Genomic DNA, 13,880 nt, shown 5'->3' on the forward strand with positions numbered 1-13,880 from the left:
AGAGTGGCACGGGTGGAGCCGCTGCGCCGCGGCCCCCCACGCCGCCCTGGAGGGAGACGCCCTGTGCCCGGTCACCGCCCGCGGTACGGCCGACGGGCATCCGGCCGTGCCCCGACGTGGCGGGACGGCCGCGGCCCGTGACGCACCCGGGGACGCTGATCCTGATCATGGCCGTCGCCGTGCTGGCGCCGCTTCTCGCGCACGGCGTGGGACGGCGCGTGCCCGTGCCGCTGGTCATCTTCGAGATCGCCCTCGGCATCCTCGTCGGGCCGCAGGTGCTCGGCTGGGCGCGTACGGGCCAGGTCCTGGACACGCTGGCGGATCTCGGACTGGCGATGCTGATCTTCCTCGCCGGCTACGAGATCGACTTCACGGCCGTGCGCGGCGACACCCTGCGCCGCTCCACCTGCGCGTGGCTGATCTCCCTCGTCCTCGCCCTCGGGATCGCCCTGCTGATGAGCGGCGGCGAGACGTTCGAGAGCTTCGTCATCGGCACCGCGCTGACCAGCACGGCGCTCGGTACGGTCCTGCCGATCCTCCGGGACCGGGGTCAGCTGCACGGCCGGTTCGGAACGGTGATGTCCGGCTTCGGCGCGGTGGGCGAGTTCGGACCCGTCATCGCCATCGCGCTCCTGCTCAGCGGGCGACGGCCGGCCGAGTCGGCCCTCCTGCTGGTCGCGTTCGGGGCGATCACGGCCGTCGCCGTGCTCTGGGCGCTGCGTCCGCGGCCCGCCTGGTTCGCCCGGCTGACGGAGGTCACCCTGCACGGCAGCGGCCAGTTCGCGGTCCGCTTCGTCATGCTTCTGCTGGCGTGCATGCTGGGCCTCGCCGAGGTCTTCGGCCTCGACGTGCTGCTGGGCGCCTTCGCCGCGGGCGTCCTGACCCGCCTCGTGATGCACGACGCCGCACCTGCGAGCAGCGCCGAGGTGCTCGGCAAGGTGGAGGCCATGGGGTTCGGCTTCCTCGTCCCGCTGTTCTACGTGGTGACCGGCATCGAGTTCGACCTCCAGGCGCTGTTCGACGACCTGGGCGCCCTGCTGCTGGTGCCGGTCTTCCTGGTGCTCTTCCTGCTGGTCCGCGGGGCGCCGGTGTACCTCCTCGCGCCGCGCGACTTCGGCTCGGCCGACCGGGGCGCCCTCGCGCTGTTCGCCTCGACCTGCCTGCCCCTCGTCGTGGCCCTCACGACCATCGGCACGGACCAGAAGGTCATCGGCACGCCGGAGGCGGCCGCGCTGGTGGGCGCGGCGATGCTCTCCGTGCTCCTGTTCCCCCTGTCGGCGACGGGGCTGCGGTCCGGGAGGAAAGCCCGCCCGGAGTCGCAGGCTCCCGGGGAGTCCGAGGCCTGGTGACGCCCCCGGGGCGCACGCCCCGGGCGGGTCACGCCGCGGTCGGGCGGTCAGCTCCCCAGGCGGACCGTCATCTCCACGGAGACCTCGTCCCCCGGCGCGAGGCCCTGCGGTGCGCGCACGGCCTTCTTGAGCGGCAGCAGATAGCCGCCGTCCTTGGGGAACAACGAGGTGGTGAAGCCGACGGTGCCGATCCGGGCCTCGACGGGGATGACGCCCCAGCCGTACGTGGCGGCGGCCGCGACTTCCTGGATGTCGGCGGACTGCTCCTCGGGCACCGGGACGAAGAAGAACGGCGCGGGTCCCCGCCATTCGACGACACGGCCGGCGAAGGAGACGTCCATGGTGGGTCCGTTCGTCGTGGCCGTGACCGGGTCCGTTCAGCGTACTCCCGCGGCCCGACACACGGCAGGGACGGCGAGACGCACCCTCGCGCGCGGACGAACGATCTCGGGAAAGGTTGCTGTGACGTTGACCACAAAGTTACCCGCCGGTCGTCACTCTGTGATTCCATGCACATGACAATCCGTGCCGGACCTGTGCACTGACAACCAGTCAGAAGCGTGGCAGAAGAGTCCTAGTGGGGACCCTGGTCTTTCCGGCCGTGCGCCTTCCTGGTTCGACCACCCGGGAAGGCGTGACGGAGGGTCAGTACCCACGAGTAGTCAGCCGGTCCGCACCGGGCTGCGCCTCGCCGGGGGAACTTCAGGCAAGCGTCAGTTTCGTCGATTCGTGTAGTACGGGAGCATTCATGCGGACGCATGAGTCAGGCACCTCCGTCGCGTCGTCGCGAGCGAGTGTGCTCATCGCCGTGAACCCAGTGCAGCGGCCCTCGCCGCGCCTCACCGCCGCCGCTGCCCGCGCGGGTGCCCTCGGCGTCCTCGAACTGCCCCTCGGCGGTGCGGACGCAGCCCACGAGGTGCTCGACCTCACGACCCGCTGGGCCCCCTCCCCGTTCGGGGTGCGGGTGCGCCCCGGCAGCACCGTGACGGGCGACGACCTGCCCGGCCCCGCCGGGACGGTGCTGCTCGCCGACCCTGAACGCTCCCCGTCGGAGTTCGCCGGACGCCGGGTGCTCGTCGAGGTCGTCGACCGGGACGAGGCGCGACGGGCCGCAGCGGCGGGAGCCGACGGCCTGATCGTCCGCGGCGCCGAAGCCGGCGGCCGCGTCGGTGAGTTGAGCACCTTCGTGCTGCTCCAGCACGTCCTGGCCGACACCGAGCCGACGCTGCCCGTCTGGGCCTGGGGCGGCATCGGCCCGCACACGGCCGCCGCCGCCCTCGCGGGCGGCGCCGCAGGCGTCGTCCTCGACACCCAGCTCGCACTGCTCGACGACGCTGCGCTGCCGGCCGAGATCACCGACGCGGTGAGCAGGCGGGACGGCTCGGAGACCACCCTGCACCACGGGACGCGCGTCCTGCTCCGCCGTGGCCCCGGCACCCCGGAACTGCCGCGCGACCGGACGGAGTTCCTCTCCCGGGTGGGCGGCGACGACCTCCGGGAGCAGTTTCTGCCGGTCGGCCAGGACGTCTTCCTCGCCTCCGAGTTCGCCGCGCGCTGGTCCACCGTGGGCGAGGTCGCGCGGGGCATGCGTGCGGCGCTCACCGCGGCGCTGGAGGACGACACACCGGCCGGAGCGCTGGGCACCGGCTCACCGGGGGCGCGAGCCCTCGGTACCGCGCTGCCCCTCGCCCAGGGCCCCATGACCCGCGTCAGCGACCAGGCGGAGTTCGCCGAGGCCGTGGCCGGCCAGGGCGCGCTGCCGTTCCTCGCGCTGGCCCTCTCCGGCCCGGAGCAGACCCGCACCCTGCTGGAACGCACCCGCGACGCGCTGGGCGACGCTCCCTGGGGCGTCGGCATCCTCGGATTCGCCGACGAGGAGATCCGCTCCGCCCAGCTGGAGATCGTGCGCGAACTGCGCCCGACCCACGCGATCATCGCCGGCGGCCGCCCCGCACAGGCCGCCGCACTGGAGGAGGAGGGCATCGCCGCGTTCCTCCACGTGCCGTCTCCCGGCCTGCTGCGCCAGTTCCTCGCCTCCGGCGCACGCCGGTTCATCTTCGAGGGAGCGGAGTGCGGCGGGCACGTCGGACCGCGGAACAGCTTCCCGCTCTGGGAGGCGCAGGTCGGCGTCCTGCTGGAGTACCTGGAGACCGCGCGCCCGGACGAGGCCGCCCGGCTGACCGTGCTGTTCGCCGGCGGCGTGCACGACGAGCGGTCCGCGGCGATGGTCGCGGCGCTCTCCGCACCGCTGACCCGCGCCGGCGTCGCCTGCGGGCTGCTGATGGGTACCGCCTACCTCTTCACCGAGGAGGCGGTGGCGGCCGGCGCGATCCGGCCGCTGTTCCAGCGGCAGATCCTCGCCGCGGAGCGCACCGACCTGCTCGAGACCGCGCCCGGGCACGCCACCCGCTGCGCCCACAGCGGCTTCACCGCCGATTTCGCCGGGCTCAAGGAGGAACTGAGCGCCGGGGGAGTCCCCGACCGGGAGGCGTGGGAACAGCTCGAACGGTTCAACGTCGGCAGGCTGCGGCTGGCCAGCAAGGGCATCGAGCGGGTCGGGGCCGAGCTGCGCCCCGTCGATGAGGACCGGCAGGCCGGCGAAGGCATGTTCATGGCCGGCGAGGTCTGCGTGCTGCGCAGCGAGGTCACCACGGTCGCCGCGCTGCACGAGTGTGTCGGGGACGGCGCCGCCCGCTGGCTGCGCGACCGGGCCGCACGGCTGCGCGAGGAACTGGGCATCGCCCCGGCGGAGGACACCGCCCCCGAGCCGCTGCGGATCGCCGTCGTCGGCATGGCCGGGATGTTCCCCGGCGCCCCGGACACCGCCGCCTTCTGGGCCAACGTGCTGGCGGGCCGCGACTGCGTGACCGAGGTCCCCGGCGAGCGCTGGGACACCGACCTCTACTACGCGCCGGACGGCGACGGCGAGCAGACGCCGTCCCGGTGGGGTGGCTTCCTCCCGGAGATCCCCTTCGACCCGCTGCGGTTCGGCATCCCGCCGGCCTCCCTCACCAGCGTCGAGCCGGTGCAGCTCCTCGCACTGGAAGCGGCCCGCCGCGCCCTGGCGGACGCCGGCTACGAGGCGCCCATGGACCACGCACGCACCTCGGTGGTGTTCGGAGCCGAGGCCGGCAGCGACCTGTCCAACGCGAGCGTGCTGCGCACCGTGCTGCCCTCGTACGTCGGCACGCTCCCCGCCGAACTGGACGCCCAGCTGCCCCGGCTCACCGAGGACTCCTTCCCCGGCGTGCTGGCCAACGTCATCGCGGGCCGGATCGCCAACCGGCTCAACCTCGGCGGTGCCAACTACACCGTCGACGCCGCCTGCGCGTCCTCGCTCACGGCCGTCGACGTGGCGTGCAAGGAACTGATCACCGGCACCAGCGACATGGTGCTCTGCGGTGGCGCCGACCTTCACAACGGCATCAACGACTACCTGCTCTTCTCCTCGGTGCACGCCCTCTCCCCGTCCGGCCGCTCCGCCACGTTCGACGGCGACGCGGACGGCATCGCCCTCGGCGAGGGCGTGGCCTGCGTGGTCCTCAAGCGGCTCTCCGACGCGGAACGCGACGGCGACCGGATCTACGCCGTGATCGACGGTGTCGGCAGCGCCAGCGACGGCCGCGCCCTCGGGCTGACCGCGCCCCGTCCCGAAGGCCAGCGGGCCGCGCTCACCCGCGCCTACCGCAACGCCGGGGTCTCCCCGGCCGACGTGGGCCTGCTGGAAGCGCACGGCACCGGGACGGTCGTCGGCGACCGGACCGAACTGACCACCCTGACCGAGGTGTTCACCGAAGCCGGTGCCGCGCCGGGCACCTGCGTCGTCGGCTCGGTGAAGTCGCAGATCGGTCACACCAAGTGCGCCGCCGGACTGGCGGGCCTGATCAAGACCACACTGGCCCTGTACCACGGGGTCAAGCCGCCGACGCTGCACATCCGGCAGCCCAATGCGGCCTGGGAGGGGGACCGCAGCCCGTTCGTGTTCCACGACGCGGCACGCCCCTGGGCCGCCGACGCGGCCGAACGGGTCGCGGGCGTGAGTGCCTTCGGGTTCGGCGGCACCAACTTCCACGTGGTGCTGCGCGCGTACGACGACGTGCCGCCCGCGCACTCCCGCGACGAGTGGCCCGCCGAACTGTTCACCTTCCGCGGCCAGGACACGGCGGGGGCCCGGCGCGCCGCCAAGGCGCTGCTCTCCCTGACGGAGCGCGGCGGCACCTGGCGGCTGCGGGACTACGCACGCTGCGCCTCCCGGCGCAGCGACCTGGCGGCCGCTCGCGGCGAGCAGGTACGGATCGCCCTGGTCGCGAAGGACCTGGACACGCTGGCCGCGCAGCTGCGCCACGCGGCGGGCGACGGCTCCGGGACACCGCCCGAGGGCGTGTTCACCGCGGACCTCACCCCGGAGGGGGACACGACGGGCGCCGGGCCGCTCGCCTTCCTGTTCCCCGGCCAGGGCAGCCAGCGTCCCGGCATGCTCGCGGAGTTGTTCGTCTCCTTCCCCGAACTCCAGCGCTACCTCCACCTGGGTGCGCACTGGGCGGAGGCGCTCTATCCGCCGGCGGCCTTCGACGAGCGGACGCGCGCCGAGCAACTCGCCCGGATCACCGACACCGCCGTCGCCCAGCCCGCGCTCGGCATCGTCGAACTCGCCGCGGCGGAACTGCTGTCAGGCGTCGGGGTGCGTCCCGGTATGGCCGCCGGCCACAGCTACGGCGAACTGGTCGCGCTCGCCGTCTCCGGCGCGCTGTCGCCGCAGGACCTGCTGACGGCCAGCGCCCAGCGGGCGGAGGCCATCCTGGCGGAGGTCCGTGAGGGCGATCCGGGGTCGATGGCGGCCGTCACCGCCACACCGGAGCAGGTCACCGAGGTGCTGCGGCTGTCGGAGCTGGACGGGGACGTCGTCGCCGCCAACCGCAACTCCCCCCGGCAGACCGTGATCTCCGGGCCGTCGGAGCCGGTGGCCGCCGCAGTCGGCCGGCTGCGGGACGCCGGCTACTCCGTGAAACAGCTCCAGGTGGCCTGCGCCTTCCACAGCCCGCTCGTGGCCGGAGCGGGAGCCGCCTTCGCCGAGCGGCTGGACGCGCTGACGGTCCGCGCACCCGGCCTCGACGTCTTCGCCAACCGCACCGCCGAGCCCTACGCGGCCGACGCGGACGCGGTACGGGCCGGGCTCGCCGCCCAGATCGGCGCGCCGGTGCGGTTCGCCGACCAGATCGAGGCCATGTACGCCGCCGGAGCACGGACGTTCCTCGAAGTGGGCCCCGGGCGTGTGCTCTCCCGCCTGGTCGACGACGTGCTCGGAGACCGGCCGCACCGCACTGTCCCCCTCCAGGGCTCCCCGAACTCGGGGCTGACCGACTTCCTCACCGCGCTGGCCCAGCTGGCCGTCGCCGGGACCGACGTGCGGACCGGGCGGCTGTTCCAGGGGCGCGACACCCGTGACCCCGAGACGGAGACCGCCCTTCCCCCGGCGGGCTGGACGGTCGACGGCCACCTCGTGCGCCGCGCCGACGGCACCTTCCCGCCCAACGCCCTGCAACCCGCCCGCCCCATCACGGGAGTGATCGTGTCGGAGACCCCCGCCACCACCGGCGCCCCCCAGTCCGGCCCGGACGCGCTGATCGCCGAGTTCCTGCGCACCAGCCGGGAGATGGTCAGCGCCCAGCGCGACGTCCTGCTCGGCTATCTGGGCGCTGGAGACTTCACCCCCGCCGTGCCGCAGCCCGCCGTCGCCCCGGCGGCGCTGCCTGCTGCCGCACCCGTCGCCGCTCCGGCCGCTACCGCACCGGCTGCCGTTCCTGCCGCTTCGGCGGCTTCGGCGGCTTGGGAGCCGGCGGCGGTGCTGGAGGCGGTGCTGGCTGTGGTGGGGGAGCGTACGGGCTATCCGGTGGACATGATCGATCCTGAGCTGGATCTCGAGGCGGATCTGAGTGTGGATTCGATCAAGCGGGCGGAGATCGCGGGGGAGCTGGCGGTTCGTCTGGGGTTGCCCACGGATGCGTCGACGGATGTGGAGGAGCTGAGTACGGCGCGTACGGCGCGGGGTATCGCGGACCTGCTGCTGGATCGCCTCGGTTCCACGGCGTCCGCCACTCCGGCTCCGGTTGCTGCTTCGGCGGCTTCGGCGGCTTGGGAGCCGGCGGCGGTGCTGGAGGCGGTGCTGGCTGTGGTGGGGGAGCGTACGGGTTATCCGGTGGACATGATCGATCCTGAGCTGGATCTCGAGGCGGATCTGAGTGTGGATTCGATCAAGCGGGCGGAGATCGCGGGGGAGCTGGCGGTTCGTCTGGGGTTGCCCACGGATGCGTCGACGGATGTGGAGGAGCTGAGTACGGCGCGTACGGCGCGGGGTATCGCGGACCTGCTGCTGGATCGCCTCGGCGCCCCCTCCGACGCCGCCTCCGCTCCGGCCGCCGAGCCGGCGTCGCCGACCCCGGCCGACAGTGTGCTGCCCCCGCAGCGCCTGGAGTTCACCGAAGTGGAACTCGCCGTGCCGCAGCCCGCGTCGCTGGACGGCGGCTCCGTCACCCTGATCGGCGGCGGAACGACGGCCGAGGCCGTCGCCGCGCGGCTGCGCGACGCCGGAGCCGACGTCACGGAGCACCCGCACGGTGCGCGGCCGGAGCAGCTCGGCGACACCGTCGTCGTCCTGCACGGCACGGACGAGGACGGCGGCCGGCTGCCGGAGGCGTTCGGGCTGTACCAGGCGGTGCTCGCCGCAACTCCGCGGCGACTGCTCGCGGTCGCGGGCAGGACGACCGGGCCGGTCGACGGGCTCCGGGGCTTCTTCCGCTCGGTGGCCCGGGAATACCCGGACCTCACCGCGACCCTGCTGGAGACCGGACCGGACGACGTACCCGCGGCGGTGGCAGACGCGGTGGCCGTCGAGCTGGCCGCCACCGACCGCGAGCCGGTGGTGCTCTCCCGCGCCGGAGGGCGGCACGCCCTCCAGCTGTCCCCCACAGACCTGGGCACTCTCGGCGCCACCGGCGCGGGCCCTGCGGGAGACGGCGCCGCCGAGGCAGCCGCCGCCGGGCTCGACCGCGACTCCGTCGTGCTGCTGGTCGGCGGAGCACGCGGGATCACGGCCCGCTTCGCCCGGACGCTGGCCGCCACCGCCGGCTGCCGCATCGAGCTGATGGGCCGCACCCCCGTGCCCGTGGAGCAGGAGGAGCCCGGGACCGCCTCGGCACCCGACCGGGACGCGCTGCGGGCCGCGTTCATCGCCTCGGGGATGACCTCGCCCGCCGAGGTGGAACGTGCCACGGGCGCCGTACTGGCGGCGCGCGAGGTCCGCGGCACCGTCGCCGACCTGCGGGCCCTCGGCAGCACCGTGCGCTACCACGCGGTGGACGTGCTGGACGAGGAGGCCGTCCGGGCCACGGTGAAGGACGTGCACGCCGAGTACGGCCGCCTCGACTGCGTCGTCTACGCGGCCGGGGTCATCGAGGACAAGCTGATCGCGGAGAAGTCGCCCGAGTCGTTCCACCGGGTGTTCTCCACCAAGGTGGACGGCGCACGGGTCCTGCTCGACGCGGTCGGCGCGCTGCCCGGCGGCCCGCGGTACGCGGTGCTGTTCGGCTCGATCGCCGGCGCGCTGGGCAACCGTGGCCAGAGCGACTACGCGGCCGCCAACGACGCCCTGGAGGAGCTGGGACGCCGCTGGTCCACCCCGGACAGGCGGGGACTGACCGTGCACTGGGGGCCGTGGGCCGCCGCCGAGACCAACGGCGGGATGGTGACCCCGGAACTGATGCGCTCCTACGTCTCCCGCGGCATCAAGCTGATCGACCCCGAGGAAGGGCCGCTCAGCCTGCTGCGGGAACTCGCCTACGGCTCCCCTTCGGCGCACGCGGTGGTCTACACCGCGTCCGGATGGTGACGCCGGTGTCCTCGCGCACCCCTGTCGCGATCGTCGGCATGTCGGCGCTCTTCCCGGGCGCCTCCGGCCTCGACGCGTACTGGCGGAACATCGTCGGCGGGGTCGACTCCGTCACCGACGTACCGGCCGCCCGCTGGGATCCGGAGTACTACGCTCCGGACGGCCCGCGCCGTGCGGACCGCGTGTACTGCCGGCGGGGCGGGTTCGTCGACCAGGACGCCGAGTTCGACGCGGTCCGCTTCGGGATCATGCCCGCGTCGGTGCCGGGCACCGAGCCGGATCAGCTGCTCGCCCTCCAGGTGGCCCACCGGTCGCTGGCGGACGCGGGGGGCGAGGCGGTGCTGCCCGCGGACCGGCAGCGGGCCGGTGTGGTGCTCGGCCGCGGCGGCTACCTGACGCCGGGCCTGGTACGGCTCGACCAGCGGGTGCGCACCGCCCATCAGGTGGCGCGCACCCTCCGCGAACTCGTGCCGGAGCTGGACGACGACCGGGTGGAGCAGGTCCGCGCCGCCTTCGCCGAGCAACTCGGCCCCGAGCAACCGGAGTCGGCCATCGGCCTGGTGCCCAACCTGGCGGCTTCCCGGATGGCCAACCGGCTGGACCTGCGCGGCCCCGCCTACACCGTCGACGCGGCGTGCGCCTCCTCGCTGGTGGCGGTCGACCAGGCGGTGCGCGAGCTCGACGCCGGCCGGTGCGACGTGATGCTGGCCGGCGGCGTGCACCACTGCCACGACATCACGCTGTGGAGCGTGTTCAGCCAGCTGGGCGCGCTGTCGCCGAGCCAGCGCATCCGTCCGCTCCACCGCGGCGCGGACGGCGTGCTCATCGGCGAGGGCACCGGGATCGTCGTCCTCAAGCGGCTGGCCGACGCGGAGCGCGACGGCGACCGCGTGTACGCGGTGGTGTCCGGTACGGGTGTGGCGAGCGACGGCCGTTCGGCGAGCCTCCTCAACCCCGACCCCGGCGGCCAGGTACGCGCGGTGCGCCAGGCGTGGGACGCCGCGGGACTGGACCCTCGGGCGGCTGACTCCGTCGGGCTGCTGGAAGCGCACGGCACCGCCACCCCGGCGGGCGACAAGGCCGAACTGGCCACCATCGCTGAGGTGTTCGGGCCCGCCGGCGACCACGCGCCGGCCGCCATCGGCTCGGTCAAGTCGATGATCGGCCACACCATGCCGGCCGCCGGCATCGCCGGACTGATCAAGGCGGCCCTGGCGCTGCACCACGGCGTGCTCCCGCCCACACTGCACTGCGAGGACCCCCATCCGGCACTCGCCGAGACCCGGTTCGCGCCGCTGGCGCAGGCCCGGCCGTGGGAGGCGCCGCGTTCGGGGACACCCCGCCGTGCCGGGGTGAACGCCTTCGGCTTCGGCGGCATCAACGCCCACGTGGTGCTGGAACAGCCCGCCGGTGCTCCCGCCGCATCCGCGCCCACGGCGACCGTCGCGGCCCCGGGCGCGTCTGCCGCGCAGGCCGGCACCGTGCCCGGCGGGGACGCGCCCCGCGTCGAGGTGAGCGAACCGGAGCGGGTGCTTCGGCTCGCCGCGCCGGACCCGGCGTCGCTCGCGGCGCTGCTCGACGCCGACGACTCCGCCGTCCTCGCGGCCTCGCTGGACGAACGCCACCCTGTGGCCGAGCCGGTCCGGCTGGGCATCGTCGACCCCACCACGCGGCGGCTCGCGCTGGCCCGCAAGGCCGTGGCCAAGGGCCGGGCGTGGCGCGGGCGCAGCGACGTCTGGTTCAGCCCGCAGCCGCTGCTGGGCCCGGCGGGCGGACGTACCGCGTTCGTCTTCCCCGGCCTGGAGGCCGAGTTCACCCCCCGGGTCGCCGAACTGGCCCAGTGGTTCGCCCTGCCCTGGTCGCCGGGCGAGGACGCCCGCGTCGGCGACGTGGGCCGCCACGGCACGGCGGTGTTCCAGCTCGGCCGGATGCTGGACACGGCGCTGCGCCGGCTGGACGTCGTGCCGGACGCGGTCGCCGGGCACAGCGTCGGCGAGTGGACGGCCATGGCGTGCGGCGGTATCCACGCCGCCGACGAGGTCGACCGTTTCCTCGCGGGCTTCGACCCGGACGCCCTCCAGGTGCCGGGCGCGGTCTTCGCCGTGCTGGGGCTGCCCGCGCAGCGGGTGCTGGAGGAGTTGGGTGACCGCACCGACGTGGTGCTGTCGCACGACAACACTCCGAACCAGTCGATGGTCTGCGGCCCCGAGGAAGAGGTCGAGGCCCTGGTGCTGCGGTTGCGGGCGGAAGGGGTCATCGGGCAGGTGCTGCCCTTCCGGTCGGGTTTCCACACCCCGATGCTGGAGCCGTACCTGGAGCCGATCCGGCGCGCCGCGGAGACCTACACCCTGCACCCGCAGACCACCGAGGTCTGGTCGGCGACGACCGCCGCGCCCTTCCCCACCGAGCCCGACGCGGTGCGCGCGCTGTTCGTCCGCCACCTGCTGGAGCCGGTGCGCTTCCGGCTGATGGTGCTGGCTCTGCACGATGCGGGGTTCCGGGCCTTCGTGCAGCTGGGCGCCGGGCAACTCGGCTCCCTGATCGACGACATCCTGGCCGGACGCGACCACCTCACGGTCTCGGCCCACGCCGGATCGCGGGACAGTCTGGCGCAGCTGCGCCGCGTCGTCACCGCGCTCTGGGTGGACGGCGGAACCCCGGACGCCGTGCCGCTGCTCGACGGGGCGGCGGCCTCCGGCGCCGGAGCGGCTGCCACGCCCACCCGGAGCACGGCGTCCGCACCTGCCGGCGCACCGCCGGAGCGGCCCGGAGTCCGGCTGGACCTCGGCGGCGCGCTGATCTCCCTGCCGCCTCAGGTGCGCCGGGCGCTGCGCCCCGCGGCGTCGGCCGGCCCGGCGGAGCGCAACGGCGCGCTGGCGCGGCTGGAGCAGGCGAGCGACCGGTTCCCGGCGGCCTCCGAACTGGCCGCGCTGCTGCACGACACGGCGGCGGCCGCGACGGAGCTGATCGGCGCCGAGGGGGCGCGGCGCGGTCCGTCCGCCGCCCGGCCCGCGGTGCCACGGGCTGCCGCGCCCCGGCCTCGGCCGACGGCGCCGACGGCCCCCGCCCCCGCGCAGACGGCGCCGGTGCCCGAGGTGCTGCGCATCGACGTACGGACCATGCCGTACCTGCTGGACCACTGCTTCTTCCGGCAGCGGCCCGGCTGGCCGGACGACGTGGACCGCTGGCCCATCGTCCCCGCGACCACGGTGATCACCCACATGATGGAGATCGCCGAGCGTGCGGTGCCGGGGATGCGCGCGGTCGCGGTGCACGACGTGCGGCTGATGAAGTGGATCGAGGCCCTCCCCGCCGTCGACGTGCCGGTGACGGTGCGCCGACCCGCGCCGGACCGGGTGGAGGTCTCCCTGGACGGCTCGGCCAGGGCCGAGGTCGAACTCGCGCCCGTCTACCCGCAGCCGCCCCGGCCGTGGCCGGTCGACGCGGCGGCGGAGCGGAAACCGGAGATGGAGGCCGAACAGCTCTACAGCGAACGCTGGATGTTCCACGGCCCCCGGTTCCAGGGTGTGAGCGAGCTGACCGCCATCGGGGAGCGGCACGTGCGCGGCGTCCTCACCGCCCCCGCGGCCCCGGGCGCGCTGATGGACAACATCGGCCAGCTGCTGGGCTACTGGATCATGGCCTCCCTCCCCGAGCGCACCACCGTGTTCCCGGTGCGGATGGAGCACATCCGCTTCCACGGCCCGGAGCCGCGCGGGGGCGAACGGCTGACCTGCCACGTGCGGATCACCGAACTCACCGAGCGGGCGTTGGTGGCGGACATGCAGCTCGCCCGGGACGGCCGGGTCTGGGCCGAGTTCACCGGCTGGGCCGACCGCCGGTTCGACACCGACCCCGGCATCCGTGCGGTGGACCGGTTCCCCGGCGAGAACACGCTCTCCACGCTGGAGCCGGACGGCCCGGCGGTGGTGCACGAGCGCTGGCCGGACCTGGCGACCCGGGAACTGATCATGCACAACATGCTGGGCAGCGCCGAGCGCGCCCGCTACGAGGATCTGCCACCGATCCGCCGGCGCCAGTGGTTGCTCGGCCGGATCGCGGCCAAGGACGCCGTACGCGGACTGCTGTGGCGGGAGGGCGAGGGCGAGGTCTATCCCGCCGAGATCGCCCTGCACAACGACGCCTCGGGACGGCCGCTGGCCACCGGAGTCCACGGCCGCACGCTGGGCGAGCTGACCGTGTCGCTGGCCCACCGTGCGGAGGTGGGGGTCGCCCTCGCCCGGCGCGGGCCCTGCGGTGTGGACGTGGAGGAGATCACCGAACGGCCCCGCGCCACTGTCGAGGCCGCCTGCGGCCCCGAGGAGCGGGAGCTGCTCGACACGCTCGTGTCGTCGGGGGACGACGACGAGCCCGTCTGGTTCACCCGGTTCTGGGCGGCCAAGGAGGCCGTCGCGAAGGCACGCGGCACGGGCCTGGCGGGCCGGCCCGCCGCCTTCCGGGTGGTCGCCGCGGACCCCGACCAGGTCCGCGTGGCGGTCGACGGCACGACGTACGACGTGTCCGTCCGGCTGACCGCCAACCCGTCCACGCTGCCCGAGCGCAGATACGTGCTCGCGTGGACGACCAGTGACGAGAGGACAGGAGAGCACGTTGACCACTGAGACCAGCGGGGCCACCACCACTCA

At 74.5% G+C, this 13,880-nt stretch carries 4 protein-coding genes; 3 read left to right on the forward strand and 1 reads right to left on the reverse strand.

Annotation, left to right across the window (positions count from 1 at the left end; translation table 11 throughout):
- The first annotated feature begins 137 nt into the window (after positions 1 to 137).
- Complete coding sequence (locus E4198_RS18825) at positions 138 to 1,349, forward strand: cation:proton antiporter (protein WP_136184190.1); 1,212 nt, start codon at positions 138 to 140, stop codon at positions 1,347 to 1,349.
- Positions 1,350 to 1,396: 47 nt separating this feature from the next.
- Here E4198_RS18825 and E4198_RS18830 read toward each other — a convergent pair whose 3' ends face one another.
- A complete protein-coding gene (locus tag E4198_RS18830; RefSeq protein ID WP_136184191.1) occupies positions 1,397 to 1,690 on the reverse strand; it encodes a DUF1905 domain-containing protein in 294 nt (97 codons plus the stop codon).
- 407 nt (positions 1,691 to 2,097) lie between these two features.
- Between E4198_RS18830 and E4198_RS18835 the strand changes: the two genes are divergently transcribed.
- Both E4198_RS18835 and E4198_RS18840 read left to right on the forward strand, forming a co-directional pair.
- Positions 2,098 to 9,234, forward strand: coding sequence for a type I polyketide synthase (locus E4198_RS18835; protein ID WP_136184192.1), 7,137 nt, complete (start codon positions 2,098 to 2,100; stop codon positions 9,232 to 9,234).
- Between the two features lie 5 nt (positions 9,235 to 9,239).
- Entirely contained in the window at positions 9,240 to 13,856 is a 4,617-nt protein-coding gene (locus tag E4198_RS18840) for a type I polyketide synthase (RefSeq protein WP_281727995.1), read from the forward strand.
- The last annotated feature ends 24 nt before the right edge of the window (positions 13,857 to 13,880 follow it).

The sequence above is a fragment of the Streptomyces sp. RKND-216 genome (assembly GCF_004795255.1).
Lineage (GTDB): Bacteria > Actinomycetota > Actinomycetes > Streptomycetales > Streptomycetaceae > Streptomyces > Streptomyces hazeniae.